We start from the raw sequence: 14,739 nt of genomic DNA, 5'->3' as shown, positions 1-14,739 counted from the left end.
CTGGCGCGCTGCCCTGAGCTAAAGTCGGTCGAGCGCGCGCCGGGCGCGCTCCAGGCTCGCGTCGACCATACGGTCGGCGGCGCCGAAATAGGTCTCCGAGGGGGCCCTGCCCGCCAGCTCGGCGATCGCCCGCTGTTCGCCGTAAACGTCGGTGGTGCGCAGGTTTTCGGCCATCCGCTCGGCATGCACCCGCAGCCCGGCCAGCAGCTCGGCGCACTGGGACGCCGCGACGAGCGTCCGCCGCGCCAGGGTGCGCAGCGCGTCCCATTCGGCGTGCCACGCGCCGTCGGGCCGCTCGTCGTTGGCCAGCGCCGCGGCGGTGTGCAGCGTGGCCGCCAGTTGGGGCGCCGCAATAGCGGCGCGCCGGATCAGGATGGACAGCACGGGGTTTCGCTTGTGCGGCATCGACGAGGAACCGCCGCGGCCTTCGCCCGCGGGCTCGTCCAGCTCGCCGATCTCGGGACGGGCCAGGGTGACGACGTCAGAGGCGATGCGCCCCAAGGCGTCGGTGCAGGCGACGAGGGCGTCGGCGGCCGCGGTGACCGGCGTCCGGGTGGTGTGCCACGGCGACCGGGCGGGCAGCCCCAAAGCGGTTGCGGCGCTGTGTACCAGGCGCTCGGAAACCTGCACCGGGTCGGCCGCGCCCGCGCGCAGCGCCGCCAATTCCGTGCTGGCTGCCCGCGTCCCGGCGGCGCCGCCGATCTGGATCGGGGTGTCCAGCGCGTCGAGCCGCTCGAGGGCGTCGACGACCCCGTTCAGCCAGCCGGCCGCCTTGGCGCCGAAGGTGGTGGGGGCCGCGTGCTGGGTCAGGGTGCGGGCCACCATCGGCGTGGCGCGGTGCGCCGCGGCGAGGGCGACGAGCGTCGAGACCTGGTGCGCGAGCCGCGCTCTGAGCTCCGCGACGGCGCCGCGCACCCCCAGCATCAGGGCGGTGTCCAGCACGTCCTGGCTGGTGAGTCCGCGGTGGATCCACGGCGCGACGGCCGGCGCGGCCCGCTCGCGCAGAAGTTCGACCAGGCCGATGACGGGGTTGCCGCCGCCCTCGGCGGCCACCGCGAGGGCCTCGCAGTCCTCGTCGCGCAGCAGGCTCGACAGGTCCGCTCCGGCGCATTCGGCGGGCGCCAAACCGGCGGCGGCCAGGGCGTCCAGCCAGGCGGACTCCATGGCGGCCATCTCCGCCAGCAGCGCCCGATCGGTCAGGTGTTGGCCCGCCCGCTGGTCGCCGGGCCACAGCAGGTTGGTCATCGCCCGCCGTCCCGGTACTCCAAAAACACCGTCTGGCCGGGCCCTTGCAGGTGGATGTCGAAACGGTATGCGCTGCAGCCACTTTCGGCGATGCACAACAGGGTGGCCAACGCGGGATCGGCGTTCACGTCGTCGTGGGGCAGGTAGGCTCGGGTGAACAACCGATCGAGCAGCCCCCGCGCGAACACCGCGATCGCAAAGAACGGCGGCCGCCCGGCCACCGAACCCGGTGCCACCGTGGTGAACCCGTAGCGCCCGGCGGCGTCGGTCGCGCAGCGGCCCCACCCGGTGAACGTCGCGCCGTCGCGCCGCAGCGAGCCGGCCCGTCGCGCTATCCCGCCGGTGCCGTCGGGCTGCCAGAGTTCGACCAGGGCGTCGGGCACCGGGGCGCCGGCGCCGTCGAAGACGGTGCCGTGCAACCGGACGGCCGCCGGATCCCCGGCGCCGACCAGGTCGCTGTCCCCGGGGTACGGCAGTCCGAGCCCGAGGAACGGGCCCACGGTTTGCCCTGGGGTGCAAGCCAATTCAGCCATGCTCGGTCCAGGTTCGGCGGCCGCCGCAGATGACGATGTCCCAGCGGTAGCCGGTCGCGTACTCCGGTTCGGTGAGCTCGTGGTCGTAGCGGGCGATCAGGCGCCCCCGGGCGGCGGGTTCGGGGATCGACTGAAAGATCGGGTCGAGGTCGAACAGCGGGTCGCCCGGGAAGTACATCTGGGTGACCAGCCGCTGCGTGAAAGCCGTTCCGAATAACGAGAAGTGGATGTGCGCGGGGCGCCAGGCGTTGTGGTGGTTGCGCCACGGATACGGGCCGGGCTTGATCGTCGTGAAGCGGTATGAGCCGTCGGGCCCGGTGAGGCAGCGCCCGGCGCCGGTGAAGTTCGGGTCGAGCGGCGCCGGGTGCTGGTCGCGCTCGTGGCGGTAGCGGCCGCTCGCGTTGGCCTGCCAGATCTCGATCAGCTGGCCTGCCACCGGGTCACCGGATCGGTCGAGCACCCGCCCGGCCACCACGATGCGCTCCCCCAGCGGCTCACCCGGGTGGCCGGCCGTCAGGTCGGCGTCGATCGGGTCGACGTCCCGGTCACCGAAGCAGGGCCCGCAGAGTTCGATCTCCTCGGGATCCACAAGCAGCAGCGGCTGTTTCGGGTGGCGCAGCGCGGTGCTGCGGTAGGGCGGGTAGTCCAGCCGCGGGTGCGCGCCAGCCGGGCCCGAGCGCCGCAGGGCGGCGATCTCCGCCGTGATGTCGGCCTGGGAGGCGACACGCTCGGCGTTCATGAGCCGTGACGCTACTCCGCGATCGCGCTATAGACCCCGCACCAGCGCCGCGCGTCCCTTCGTCCGGATCCGGTGCAGGGCCGAGCCGCGGTATTGCTCCATCCTGGCGCTCATCGCCTCGCCCAGCGCCTCGAGCTCGGCGTCGGTGATCGTCACCTCCGGCGGGGCCGGGATCATGTCCCGCTCCTCCTCGTCGGCGTGCGCCTCGAGGACCGTCTTGAACGAGTTCCACTCGTCCTCGTAGCCCGGCGCGCTCTGCGGCGTCTTGAGCAACACCGAAAGCTGGTCGACCACCTGACGATGCTCGGCATGGGCGATCGCGATCAGCCTGCTGGCATCCTTCAGCGCCGGGTAGTACAGGTCGTCCTCGATGCGGAAGTGGATGTCGAGCTCGATGAGCAGGTCGTCGAAAAGGGCATGGCGCTCTTCGCTGTTCACCGGCGCCTCGCTGATCTTGCGGCCCAGGCCCTTGATCACGATGTGGTGGTCCTTCAACACGTCGTACGCGTTCACTTCGCTACCTCCTCGGCGCGCACCTCGACCATTCCGTCGACCAGCCGGGCCTCGTAGCACGGCAGCGGGGCCGCGGCGGGCCCGCGCAGCACCTGCCCGGACTCCGCCTCGAACCACGAGCCGTGCCAGGGGCACACGACCCGGCCGCGGTCGACCCAGCCGTCGGCCATCGGGGCGGCCAGGTGCGGGCAGAACTCGCCGAACGCCGACACCTCGCCGGGCGAGGTCTGACACACCACCAGCCCGACGCCGTCGACCTCGACGCGCACCGGCTTGCCGTTCAGCGAGCTCGCGGGCAGCACCGCCGTCCACTGCGTGGTGCGCAGCCGCTCGCCCGACCGGTCGAGTCCGATGCCGGACTCGAACACCAGCGCCCCGCCCAGGTAACTGCCGCCGACGGTGATGCCGTAGCCCAGGGCGGTCAGCGCGATGCCGCGGCCGTGGCGACCGCGGCGGCGGTCCCACCAGGACTGTGCGTAGAGCGCGGTGGCGGCCAGGTTCACCAGCCCGTGCACCAGCCCGACACGGCGGTCGGCCTCGTGGGTGTGCTGCCAGTCGGTGGTGCCGGTGATCGCCGAGCCGATGCTCGCCAGGATCCCCACCCCCAGCGCCCGGGTGGCGAACCGCGACGCGTCGCGGACCTCGGTCGCCGGCCGGCCCGGCAGCAGGCTCAGCGCGTCCAGCGCCACCGTAGTGCCGAGCGCCCCGCTCGTCAGCGACGCCAGCGGCGGATGGACGGGATGCCCGAGCCAGACGCCGTGCAGCGCGTTGGTGACCGTGTTGCGCGCCCCGCCCAGCGCGTTGTAGCCGAAGCTGAGCAGGTGTTCGAGCCGATAGCTCGGGCGGTCCAGCCACTCCTGCCGCCCGATCGCGGAGACCACCCGCGGCCCGAGCTCCCGCAACCGACCGGCCCTACGGGACCGACCACCCATGACACCATCCTTCCTCAGATACAGATATATCAAGCTTGAATAAACGCAATATCGGAAATAGTACGCACATTGCGTCGCACGCGGGCGCCAGAGGGCGTCCGCCGTTGACCAACGCGGCCAGGTGCGAGATTCTATTCAGCGGAATTGTTTTCTGTAGAGCAGAGGATCTGGATTGGCCGATCTCGGGGACGTTTTCGACAACGTCCGGCGCGGGATGATCCCCGCCCACATCTACAACGACGCGGACCTGTTCGCGCTGGAGCGCGAGCGCCTGTTCGCCCGGGCGTGGACGTTCGTCGGCCACGAGTCGGAGATTCCGCACGACGGCGACTACGTGGTGCGCCGCGTGCTCGACGATTCGTTCATCGTCACCCGGTGCGGCCGCGAGATCCGCGCCCTGTTCAACATGTGCCTGCACCGCGGCATGCAGGTGTGCCGCGCGGAAATGGGCAACGCGTCGAACTTCCGCTGCCCGTATCACGGCTGGTCGTACCGCAACGACGGGCGGCTCACCGGCCTGCCGTTTCACCGCGAGGCCTACGGCGGCGACGAGGGGCTGCCCCGCGGCGCCCAAAGTCTGCTTCCCGCACCGAATTTCGCCAGCTACAACGGGTTGTTGTTCGTCAGCCTGGACCCGAACGCCGAACCGCTGCAGGACTTTCTGGGCGACTTCCGCTTCTATCTGGACTTCTACACCAAGCAGAGCGCCGGGGGCATCGAGCTGCGGGGGCCGCAGCGCTGGCGGATCAAGGCGAACTGGAAGATCGGCGCCGAGAATTTCGCCGGCGACATGTACCACACGCCGCACACGCACGCGTCGATCGTCGACATCGGCCTGTTCCGCGAGCCAAAAGCCCAGAAACGCAAGGACGGAGCCACCTACTGGGCGGGCCGCGGCGGCGGCACCACCTACAAGCTGCCGCCGGGCGGCTTCGACGAGCGGATGCGCTACGTCGGCTATCCCGACGAGATGATCGGCCGGATCAAGGAGGCCTGGTCGCCCGAGCAGCAGCGGGTGGTCGGGGAGGACGGGTTCATGATCTCGGCGGCCACCTGCTTCCCGAACCTCAGCTTCGTGCACAACTGGCCCAAGCTGCCCGGCGGCGAGCAGGTTCTCCCATTCATCTCGATCCGGCTGTGGCAGCCGATCAGCGAGGCCGAGACCGAGGTGTGCTCGTGGTTCGCGGTGGACTCCGCGGCTCCCGCGCAGTACAAAAAGGATTCGTACCAGGCGTATCTGATGTGCTTCGGCTCGACCGGCATGTTCGAACAGGACGACGTGGAGAACTGGGTGTCGCTGACCACCACCGCGGGCGGGTCGATGGCGCGGCGGCTGCTGCTCAACAGCCGGATGGGCCTGCTGCCCGACGACCGCCCCGTCGTCGAGGCGCTGCCGCCCGAGTTGTTCCACGGGCCGGGTCGCGCCCAGGTGGGCTACAACGAGCACAACCAGCGCGCGCTGCTCACGTTGTGGGCGGACTACCTCTCATGAGAAAGCCGCTGCCGTGCTTGCCATTTAGTGACATTCGCCACCTGCAGGCCCACCAGTTCCTGGTCGACGAGGCCTACCTGCTGGACGCCCAGGACTACGCCGCGTGGCTGGACACGCTGACCGACGACATCCGTTATGTGATGCCGGTCCGGGTCACCACCGCGCGCGGCGCCGGGTTCGACACGTCACCGGGCATGGCGCACTTCGACGAGGACAAGTACTCGCTGACCCAGCGCGTCGCGCGCTTCGCCACCGAGCACGCCTGGACCGAGGACCCGCCATCGCGGCTGCGGCACTTCATCACCAACGTGCGCGCGTTCGAGTCCGACGACTCCGAGGACCTGATCGTCGAGTCCGCCGAGCTGCTGTTCCGCAGCCGCGGCGACGTCAACGACGCCGCGCTGGTGTCGTGCGGACGGGAGGACCTGCTGCGCTGGAGTACAGATCGCTGGAAATTGGCTCGCCGCACCATCTTCGTCGACGAATCGGTGCTGCGGATGCAGAACCTGGCGGTGTTCCTTTGAGCGACGAACCGATCACGATCGCCAACGAGTTCGCCGAGGTCGAGGTGCGCCGCGTCGACACCCGCAACGGGTCGCGCCTGCTGATCACCGCACCCAAATCCGGACGGTCGATCAGCCTGGACGCGCTCGAGGTCGAGGCGCTGACGCGGCAGAACACCCGTACGCTGGCGGCCATGGTCGGCAACATCGACGGCCCGCTGCTGCCCGACGAGGATCCGGCGCCGTGACGGGCTGGCTGGAGGACAAGCGCGCGCTGGTCGTGGGCGCGGGTTCGGGGATCGGCCGCGCCGTCGTCGACGCGTTCCGCGGCCAGGGCGCCGAAGTGGCGGTCCTGGAACGTGATTCCGGCAAGTGCGATCGCTTACGGCAGGAGTTGCCCGACGTACCGGTGGTCGAGGGCGACGCCGTCACCCGCGAGGCCAACGACCGCGCCGTCGCCGCCGCCGCCGACGCCTTCGGTGGCCTGGACACCCTGGTCAACTGCGTGGGTGTCTTCGACTTCTACAAGGGCCTCGGCGACATCGACGCCGACGCCCTCTCCGATGCGTTCGACGAGATGTTCCGCACCAATGTGCTCAGCCACCTGCATTCCGTGAAGGCGGCCCTGCCCGCGCTGCGGGCCGGCGCCGGGCCGTCGATCGTGCTGACCGAATCCACGTCGTCCTACCAGCCCGGGCGCGGCGGCGCGCTGTACGTGTCGTCGAAATTCGCGGTGCGCGGCCTGGTTTCGGCGCTGGCGCACGAACTCGCGCCCCAGATCCGGGTCAACGGAGTGGCGCCGGGCGGCACGCTGCACACCGACCTGCGCGGCCTGGCCAGCCTCGGGCTCGACGACGTGCGACTCGACGACAGCCCCGGCCGGGCGCAAGATCTGGCGGCGCGCACCCCGCTGAATGTCGCGCTCACCGGCGCGGACCACGCGTGGAGTTACGTGTTTTTGGCCTCCGACCGGTCCCGCGGCATCACCGCCGAAACCGTCCACCCCGACGGCGGTTTCGGCACCGGGGCACGGTCATGACGCTCGACGAGCAGCGCACCCTGGTGGCCCAGGCCTGCCGGGTCGCCGCGGCCCGCGGTTTGGTCGACGGCATCCTCGGCCACCTGAGCCTTCGCGTCGACGACGAGCGCCTGCTGGTGCGTTGCCGCAGCGACACCGATACCGGCGTCGCGTACACGCGACCCAGCGACATCCGGTTGATCAGGTTCGACGGAACTGCCGGCGCCGCAGGCGAACTCGACGGTTACCGCGTCCCCAACGAACTGCCCATCCACGTGGAGACCCTGCACGCGGGACACGGCGCCGTCGCGCACCTGCACCCGCCCGCCGTCGTCGCCGCCGACCTCGCCGGCATCACGCTGCGGCCGATCTACGGCGCCTACGACATCCCCGGAGTGTGGCTGGCGCGCGGCGGCGTGCCGGTCTACGAGCGCGCCGTGCTCATCCGAAATTCGGCGCTGGGCAAGGAAATGGTGGCCGCGATGGGCGGCAGCCCGGTGGTGATCCTGCGCGGACATGGAATCACCAGCGCCGCCAACACCGTTCAGCAGGCCGTGCTGCAAGCGATCAGCCTCGACGAGCTGGCGCGGATGTCGCTGCGCGTGGTCTCGGCCGGCGGCACGCTGCGCGAGATCGACGCACGCGATTGGAATGACCTGCCGGACTTGGGATCCGGCTTCAACACCGACGCAGCCTGGCGGCACGAGGTCGCCGGGCTGGGCGATCAGCCGTCCTGACCCTGCGCACCGTCCGCTCCGTGGCCGCCGGCGTTGCCGGCGTCTCCGTCGCTGGTCAGTCCCACGCCGGGCGTGCCGGCGCCTCCGCCGCTGACCCCGCTGCCGCCGTCGCCTCCGGTACCGCCGGCACCGCCGGTGCCGTTAGTGCCCGCCTCGCCGAACAGACCACCGGAACCGCCGAGGCCGCCGACGCCGCTGCCGCCGCCGTTTCCGCCGTTTCCGCCGTTTCCGCCGTCGCCGCCATTGCCGGCGTTACCGCCAACGGTTGTCGCGGACAGGCCGTTGGTGGGGGTGTTACCACCGTCGCCGCCGGCACCGCCGAGGGCACCGTTGCCGCCCTGACCGCCTTGGCCTCCGACGCCGGCGTTGCCACCGACGCCGCCATCGCCGAAGAGCCCGCCGGCCCCACCGTGGCCGCCGGCCCCACCGGTCCCGCCGGTGCCGCCGGTGCCGCCGAAGCCGCCGTCGCCGCCGGCGCCACCCGCGCCCCCGACGGACTGGAAACCGCCCACTGTGGTGCCGGCAAACGCCGCGCGGCCTCCCTCGCCGCCCTGGCCGCCGTCGGCTCCGAGGCCCCCGACGCCGCCGGTACCGCCCGCGCCACCGGCGCCGCCGGCGCCGGACAGCAGCCCGCCATGGCCGCCGTCGCCGCCGGCGCCCCCGCTGCCACCCGTTCCGCCCGAGGCGCCGGCGGCGCCACCGCCGCCGTTGCCACCTGCCCCCGACTGGGCGATCGCACTGGTACCGAAGCCGGTGGCCGCCCCGCCGATACCGCCGGCGCCGCCCGTACCGCCGGGGGCCGAAGCGTTGGTCCCGTTGCCGCCGTCGCCGCCGGTGGCCGCGGCAAAGGTCAGCGACGCGCCGCCTGCCGACGCGTTTCCGCCGTCGCCGCCGGCGCCCCCGTTGCCGCCGGCGCCACCGGCGCCGCCGTTGCCGCCGACCCCCGTGGCGCCCGCCCCTCCGGCCGCCGCGCCGCCGGCACCACCGGTTCCTCCGGTGGTGCCCAATCCGCCGTCGGCGCCGTCGCCGCCATTGAAGCCGAAGGAATTACGATCCGTGCTGCTGAAGATGCTGTTGCCGGCACTGCCGGTCGCGGCCTGCCCGGTGATCACGGGGTTGACGCCGGCCGCCCCGGCCAGCCCGGTGCCGCCCTGGCCGCCGGCACCACCGGCGCCGAACAGGTAGGCGCTGCCGCCGTCGCCCCCGCGCCCGGGCAGGCCGGCGTTGACGGCCGCCGTCGCGGCGCCACCTTGCCCGCCCATCCCGCCGTTGCCGTTCAGCCAGCCGCCGGCACCCCCGTTGCCGCCGGACGCGCCGGCGCCGCCCGCGCCGCCGGGGCCGCCGTTGCCGATCAGCCCCGCGCTGCCGCCGTTGCCGCCGGCCTGCCCGGCGCCGCCGGAGCCGCCATTGCCACCGTTGCCCCACAGCAGCCCGCCGGCGCCGCCGTTGGCGCCGCTGCCCGCGGCGGCGTTGGCGCCGTCGCCGAACAGCGGGCGCCCCACCAACGCCTGGGCGGGCGCGTTGATCGCACCCAGCGCGGCCTGCTGCGCGTTGGTCACCTCCGCGGAAACGTAGGCACCGGCACCGCCGCCGAGGGCCTGGACAAACTGATCGTGGAAGGCCGCCACCTGCGCGCTGGCCGCCTGGTAGGCCTGGGCGTGACGGCCGAAGACCGCGGCGATGGCCGCCGACACCTCGTCGGCCGCCGCCGGCAACAGCTCCGTCGTCGTGGCCGCCGCGGTCGCGCTGGCCGCAGTGAGCCCCGAGCCGATGCCCGCCAGATCGTTGGCGGCCGCCGAGACCGCCTCCGGGATCGCAATGAGAAAGGACATGACGCCTCCGATCAATCGCCGATCGAAAAACCGTATTCTCACTGCGCCGCTTATATCGCCAAACGCCGATTTCAGCAGTCAAGTCACAGGCTCGGCCGCCGGCCGCGTTCCGGCCCCTAGCCCAGCTGATCGCCAATTTCTTTGGCCGCCTTGACAAGTGCGGCGGCCACCGCCGGGTACCTCGAGTCGTCGAGGCGGTTCTGGGGCGCGGCGGCGTTGAGCGCGAGCCGCAGGCCCGGCGCCCGCGTCGGGATGGGGACCGCGACCGAGGCGACGCCCTCTTCGCTCTCCTCGCGATTGACGGCGTAGCCACGCTCACGGATGCGCGCCAGCTCGGCCTCCAGCTCGGTGCGGCTGCCGATCGAGCGGGGCGTGATGCGCTCCAGCTCGTCGCGCGGAATCGCCTGGCGCAGTTCGGTTTCCGATAGCTGGGCGAGCAGAACCTTTCCCGTGGAGGTGCAGTGCGCGGGCATCGAACGGCCCAGCCGGGACGCCACCCGCACCGCCGCCGGGCCCTCGACGGCGGCGACGAAACGCACGTTTGCGCCGTCGAGCATGCCGACGTGAATCGATTCCCGCAGTTGCTCGCCGAGGCTGCGCATAATCGGGATGGCCGATCGCTGAATGTCGATGCGGCCGAAGATCGCGAACGCCACCCCGGTCAGCGAGGGCCCGGGCAGGTACGCCTTGGACACCGGGTCCTGCCGGACGAAGCCGCGGTAGGCCAGCATCGCCAGCAGCCGGTGCGCCGTCGACGACGCGACGCCCAAATACCGGGTCGCCTCGCTGAGCCGGATCTCGGGCCGCTCCCCCAGCAACAGCAGCAGCTTCAGCGCGTTGTCCACCGACTCGATCGGGTACTGCGGCGCAGCCGCGTCGCCCCCCGGCAGGGGCTGCTCTGCGTTTTTCCGCATGACAGTGACCGTACCGAGGAAGGGACCCCCCAATCCGGCGCGAGTTCGCTGAAACCGAGATTTTCTTTTAACCGCCATATACCGTCTTCAAGTATGGAATAACCAGAGTCGTAGAACTCTGAGAATGCGGGGCTGTCATGTCCTTCTTGGTGCTACCACCGGAGATCAATTCGCTGCGGATGTTCGTCGGTGCCGGGTCGGCGCCGATGCTGGAGGCGGCGGCGGCCTGGCAGGCGCTGGCCGACGAGCTGGGATCGGCGGCGGGCTCGTTCGCCTCGGTGACCACGGGACTGGCGGCGCAGGCCTGGCAGGGCCCCGCATCGACGGCCATGGCCGCGGCGGCCGCCCCGTACACCGGCTGGCTGAGCGCGGCGGCGGGCCACGCCACCGAGGCGGGCGGGCAGGCCGGCGCGGTGGCGGCAGCGTTCGAGGCCGCGCAGGCGGCCACCGTTCACCCGGCCGCGGTGGCGGCCAACCGCAACGGGTTCGTGCAGCTGGTGTTGTCAAACCTGTTCGGCCAGAACGCACCTGCGATCGCGGCCGCCGAGAGCGTCTACGAACAGATGTGGGCGCAGGACGTCACCGCGATGGCCGGCTATCACGCGGGGGCGTCGGCCGCCGCGTCGCAGCTGGCGTCCTGGCAGCAGTCGCTGGCGAGCCTGAACACCGGCTTCAACAACAACGGCGTGTGGAACCTGGGCATCGGCAACCAGGGCAACAACAACCCCGGCAGCGGCAACACCGGCAACTCGAACCCCGGCAGCGGCAACATCGGCAACGCGAACCTGGGCAGCGGCAACATCGGCAACGCCAACCTGGGCAGCGGCAACACCGGCAACGCCAACCTCGGCAGCGGCAACTGGGGCAGCACCAACTTCGGCAGCGGCAACTTCGGCAACCTCAACCTGGGCAGCGGAAACCAGGGCAACGGGAACCTCGGCTCCGGCAACGTCGGCGACGGGAACCGCGGCGGCGGCAATATCGGCTCGCAGAACTTCGGCAGCGGCAACGCCGGCTCCTACAACCTGGGCGGCGGCAACAACGGCGACTCCAACGTCGGGTTCGGCAACCTCGGCAGCTTCAACGTCGGGTTCGGCAACCATGGCAACAACAACGTCGGCTTCAACCTCACCGGCGACAACCAAGTCGGCATCGGCGGGCTGAATGCCGGCCTCAACAACCTGGGCTTCGGCAACTCGGGCAACAACAACGTCGGGTTCTTCAACTCCGGCGACAACAACGTCGGGTTCTTCAACTCCGGCAGCGGAAACTTCGGCGTCGGCAACGCCGGCGCCACCAACACCGGCTCGTGGAACGCCGGTTACCTCAACACCGGGTTCGGCAACGGCGGCGACACCAACTTCGGCTTCGGCAACGCCGGTTACGGAAACATGGGCGGCGGCAACGCTTTCTACGACAACGTCGGCTTCGGCAACGCCGGCTCCGGCAACACCGGCATGTTCAACTCGGCCGATTACGGGACCAACACGGGCTTCTTCAACTCCGGCTACTGGAACACCGGGCTGTTCAACTCCGGTAACACCAACACCGGCCTGTTCAACTCGGGCAGCGTCAACACCGGCAGCGGTAACTGGATGACCCAGCCCGACGCGAACTCCGGTTTCGGCAACGTCGGCAGCAACCTGTCCGGCTTCTACAACACCGGCAGCGACTCGTCGGGCTACTACAACGTGACCCCGGACGCCTACGGCTACACCTCGGGCTTCCACAACACCGACGGCAGGGGCAACGTGGGCTTCTACAACTCGGGCTTCGCGCTGTCGGGCTGGGGCAACACGGGTCTCTACAACACGGGGATCAACAACACGGGCAGCTACAGCTCCGGCGTGGCCAACTCCGGCGACGGGAGCTCGGGCGGCTACAACACCGGCGACAACCAGTCCGGGTTCTTCCACTAGCCCTGCGCCACTTGGGCTTTCGCCCACCGGTAGTCGGCCTTGCCCGACGGTGAGCGCTGCACCCGGTCGCAGAACACGATCTGCTTCGGCAGCTTGTAGCGCGCGATGTGGCGGGCCGCCTCGTCGATGATGCTGTCGGCCAACCCTTCTCGCGGCGCGCCGTCGGTCAATTGGACGAGCGCGACGACCTCGTTGCCCCACCGGGCGCTGGGCCGGCTCGTCACCACGACGTCGTAGACGGCCGGGTGCCCCACGATCGCGGCCTCGACCTCCTCGGCGAAGATCTTCTCGCCGCCGGAGTTGATGGTCACCGAATCGCGGCCCAGCAGCTCGATCTGGCCGTCGGCGTCCCAGCGGGCCCGGTCGCCGGGCACCGAATGCCGGACGCCGTCGATGACCGGGAACGTCCGCGCCGTCTTCTCCGGGTCGCCCAGGTACCCCAGCGGGATCAGGTCCCGCTGGGCCAGCCAGCCGATCTCGTCGTCGCCCGGCGCCAGGACCCGGGTCATGTCCTCGCTGATCACCACGGCGCCGGGGTTCGGGGCGAACCGGCCCGACAGGCGCTGCGCGCGACTGGACATCTGGAACATCTGCGCCCCGGATTCCGACGACCCGCCCGCGTCCATGATCGTCAGGTGCGGCAACAGCTCGACGAACCGCTCCTTGAGCCGCGCGCTGAGCGCCGCCCCGCCGGTGACCAGCACGAACAGCGCCGACAGGTCGTAGTCGCCGGCCGCGAGCTCGTCGGCCAGCGGCCGGCCGAAGGCGTCGCCGACCATCGACAGCGACATCACCCGCTCGCGGGCGGCCAGCGCCAGCGCCTCGGCCGGATCGAAATGGGTGGTGGTCCCGGGCATCACGAACGGCCGCCCGCCGCACAGGCAGATGAAGGCCGCCCACTGCGCGGCCCCGTGCATCAGCGGCGCGACGGTCATCGAGCCCGGTCCCGCCGGCCGCGACCGCTCGACGATCTCCTCGATGCTGCCCACCCTCGTGCCCATCACCTGCCCGCCCATGGTGTTCATGTAGATGTCGTGCTGGCGCCACAGCACGCCCTTCGGCATGCCGGTGGTGCCGCCGGTGTAGAGCACGTACAGGTCGTCGGGCGACGGCGTCAGGTCCAGCGGCTCGTCGGACACCGAGGCCAGCAGGTCCTCGAAGCGCACCGCGCCCGGCAACGGATCGTTGCCCGACCCGTCGTCGACGTGGATCAGCCGCGGCCGCGACGGCAACTCCTCCAGCGCCTCGGCCAGCGTCGGGGCGAACCGGGCGTGATAGACCACGGCGTCGGCGCCGGAGTTGCCGAGCAGGTACACCAGCTCGTCGGCGACGTAGCGGTAGTTGATGTTGAACGGCGCGACCCGCGCCCCGTACGCGCCGAGCATCGCCTCGAGGTACTCGTTGCAGTTGGCCAGGTACAGCCCGAGGTGGCTTTGCCCCGACTCGTGCGGCGCCAGCTCGGCGCGCTCCCGGTGGGCGCCCAGCCCCCACCCGTGCAGCGCGCGGGCGAATCGCCGGGCGCGCGCGGCGGTCTGCGCGAACGTGAAGCGCCGATCGCCGAACACGATGCAATCCCGGTCGGGGTTGGCCGCCGCGACCGCACCGAACACCTGGGCAAGGTTGAATTCTTGGTCCGCCACGCACAGGACATTACGGCGCGGCCCGGCCGGTGGTCAGGCATCCTTGACCCATGCATGTCGATGCCCTGCTGCAGGCGATCCCGCCGCTCGCCGTCTACCTCGTGGTCTGCGGCGTGGTCGGGATGGAAAGCCTCGGCATCCCCCTTCCCGGGGAGATCGTGCTGGTCAGTGCCGCGCTGCTGTCGTCGCACCACGACCTGGCCGTCAGCCCGGTCGGCGTCGGCGTGGCCGCGGTGATCGGCGCCGTGGTCGGCGACTCGATCGGCTACGCGATCGGGCGCCGGTTCGGCCTGCCGCTGTTCGACCGGCTCGGCCGGCGCTTCCCCAAGCACTTCGGTCCCGGACACGTCGCCCTTGCCGAAAAGTTGTTCAACCGCTGGGGAGTCCGGGCGGTCTTCCTCGGCCGCTTCATCGCGCTGCTGCGGATATTCGCCGGGCCCCTCGCCGGCGCCCTGAAGATGCACTATCCGCGTTTCCTGGCGGCCAACGTGTCGGGCGCCATCTGTTGGGCCGGCGGCACCACCGCGCTCGTCTATTTCGCGGGCATGGCCGCCGAGCACTGGATGGAGCGGTTCTCCTGGATCGGCCTGGTCATCGCGGTCGTGTGCGGGATCACCGCCGCGATCCTGCTGCGGGAACGCACGTCGCGCGCGGTCGCCGAGCTCGAGGCCGAGCACTACCGCAAGACCAGCACCGCCGCGCCCGACGCCGTGTGAAATCCC

15 protein-coding genes are annotated in these 14,739 nt (G+C 71.1%); 7 read left to right on the top strand and 8 right to left on the bottom strand.

Annotation, left to right across the window (positions count from 1 at the left end):
• Nucleotides 1-18: 18 nt before the first annotated feature.
• Genes AC5Y43_RS01855 through AC5Y43_RS01835 form a run of 5 tightly spaced genes read right to left on the bottom strand, consistent with a single transcriptional unit; the run spans nucleotide 19 to nucleotide 3,962 of the window.
• Nucleotides 19-1,245, bottom strand: coding sequence for a lyase family protein (locus tag AC5Y43_RS01855; RefSeq protein ID WP_499968701.1), 1,227 nt, complete (start codon nucleotides 1,243-1,245; stop codon nucleotides 19-21).
• Entirely contained in the window at nucleotides 1,242-1,778 is a 537-nt protein-coding gene (pcaG, locus tag AC5Y43_RS01850) for a protocatechuate 3,4-dioxygenase subunit alpha (protein ID WP_499968698.1), read from the bottom strand. Before pcaG ends, AC5Y43_RS01855 begins: the two co-directional genes overlap by 4 nt.
• Nucleotides 1,771-2,517, bottom strand: a complete 747-nt coding sequence (gene pcaH, locus AC5Y43_RS01845) for a protocatechuate 3,4-dioxygenase subunit beta (RefSeq protein ID WP_499968696.1) — start codon at nucleotides 2,515-2,517, stop codon at nucleotides 1,771-1,773. Before pcaH ends, pcaG begins: the two co-directional genes overlap by 8 nt.
• Nucleotides 2,518-2,544: 27 nt before the next feature.
• A complete protein-coding gene (locus tag AC5Y43_RS01840; protein ID WP_499968694.1) occupies nucleotides 2,545-3,030 on the bottom strand; it encodes a hemerythrin domain-containing protein in 486 nt (161 codons plus the stop codon).
• A complete protein-coding gene (locus tag AC5Y43_RS01835) occupies nucleotides 3,027-3,962 on the bottom strand; it encodes a Rieske (2Fe-2S) protein (RefSeq protein WP_499968692.1) in 936 nt (311 codons plus the stop codon). Before AC5Y43_RS01835 ends, AC5Y43_RS01840 begins: the two co-directional genes overlap by 4 nt.
• Before the next feature lie 214 nt (nucleotides 3,963-4,176).
• Here AC5Y43_RS01835 and AC5Y43_RS01830 point away from each other — a divergent pair, with 214 nt between their 5' ends.
• Genes AC5Y43_RS01830 through phtC form a run of 5 tightly spaced genes read left to right on the top strand, consistent with a single transcriptional unit; the run spans nucleotide 4,177 to nucleotide 7,712 of the window.
• Nucleotides 4,177-5,454, top strand: coding sequence for an aromatic ring-hydroxylating dioxygenase subunit alpha (locus AC5Y43_RS01830; RefSeq protein ID WP_499969376.1), 1,278 nt, complete (start codon nucleotides 4,177-4,179; stop codon nucleotides 5,452-5,454).
• Nucleotides 5,451-5,978, top strand: coding sequence for a 3-phenylpropionate/cinnamic acid dioxygenase subunit beta (locus AC5Y43_RS01825; RefSeq protein ID WP_499968689.1), 528 nt, complete (start codon nucleotides 5,451-5,453; stop codon nucleotides 5,976-5,978). The genes AC5Y43_RS01830 and AC5Y43_RS01825 overlap by 4 nt, the downstream gene beginning before the upstream one ends.
• Complete coding sequence (locus AC5Y43_RS01820; RefSeq protein WP_499968687.1) at nucleotides 5,975-6,205, top strand: dihydrodiol dehydrogenase; 231 nt, start codon at nucleotides 5,975-5,977, stop codon at nucleotides 6,203-6,205. The genes AC5Y43_RS01825 and AC5Y43_RS01820 overlap by 4 nt, the downstream gene beginning before the upstream one ends.
• Nucleotides 6,202-6,996, top strand: coding sequence for a 3-(cis-5,6-dihydroxycyclohexa-1,3-dien-1-yl)propanoate dehydrogenase (gene hcaB / locus AC5Y43_RS01815; protein ID WP_499968685.1), 795 nt, complete (start codon nucleotides 6,202-6,204; stop codon nucleotides 6,994-6,996). Before AC5Y43_RS01820 ends, hcaB begins: the two co-directional genes overlap by 4 nt.
• Nucleotides 6,993-7,712 (top strand): 3,4-dihydroxyphthalate decarboxylase, encoded by a 720-nt coding sequence (gene phtC / locus AC5Y43_RS01810; protein ID WP_499968683.1) that lies wholly within the window; start codon nucleotides 6,993-6,995, stop codon nucleotides 7,710-7,712. Before hcaB ends, phtC begins: the two co-directional genes overlap by 4 nt.
• On the opposite strand, the gene AC5Y43_RS01805 is transcribed toward phtC, so the two are convergent.
• Nucleotides 7,700-9,544, bottom strand: coding sequence for a PE family protein (locus AC5Y43_RS01805; RefSeq protein ID WP_499968681.1), 1,845 nt, complete (start codon nucleotides 9,542-9,544; stop codon nucleotides 7,700-7,702). The two genes, phtC and AC5Y43_RS01805, sit on opposite strands and share 13 nt — an antisense overlap.
• A 116-nt stretch (nucleotides 9,545-9,660) precedes the next feature.
• The gene (locus AC5Y43_RS01800; protein WP_499968678.1) at nucleotides 9,661-10,458 is read right to left on the bottom strand and encodes an IclR family transcriptional regulator; all 798 of its coding nucleotides are present in this window, start codon (nucleotides 10,456-10,458) and stop codon (nucleotides 9,661-9,663) included.
• A 137-nt stretch (nucleotides 10,459-10,595) separates the two neighbouring features.
• Here AC5Y43_RS01800 and AC5Y43_RS01795 point away from each other — a divergent pair, with 137 nt between their 5' ends.
• Nucleotides 10,596-12,377: a PPE domain-containing protein gene (locus AC5Y43_RS01795; RefSeq protein WP_499968676.1), complete on the top strand. Its 1,782-nt coding sequence runs from the start codon at nucleotides 10,596-10,598 to the stop codon at nucleotides 12,375-12,377.
• Here the strand turns inward: AC5Y43_RS01795 and AC5Y43_RS01790 are convergent.
• A complete protein-coding gene (locus AC5Y43_RS01790; protein ID WP_499968672.1) occupies nucleotides 12,374-14,017 on the bottom strand; it encodes an acyl-CoA synthetase in 1,644 nt (547 codons plus the stop codon). The two genes, AC5Y43_RS01795 and AC5Y43_RS01790, sit on opposite strands and share 4 nt — an antisense overlap.
• Nucleotides 14,018-14,067: 50 nt before the next feature.
• Here AC5Y43_RS01790 and AC5Y43_RS01785 point away from each other — a divergent pair, with 50 nt between their 5' ends.
• Nucleotides 14,068-14,733, top strand: a complete 666-nt coding sequence (locus AC5Y43_RS01785; RefSeq protein WP_499968670.1) for a DedA family protein — start codon at nucleotides 14,068-14,070, stop codon at nucleotides 14,731-14,733.
• Nucleotides 14,734-14,739: the final 6 nt, after the last annotated feature.

The sequence above is a fragment of the Mycobacterium sp. NGS57 genome, from assembly GCF_059812405.1.
The sequence above is the reverse complement of the archived record's forward strand: the minus strand, read 5'-3'. Positions and strand labels throughout refer to the sequence as shown.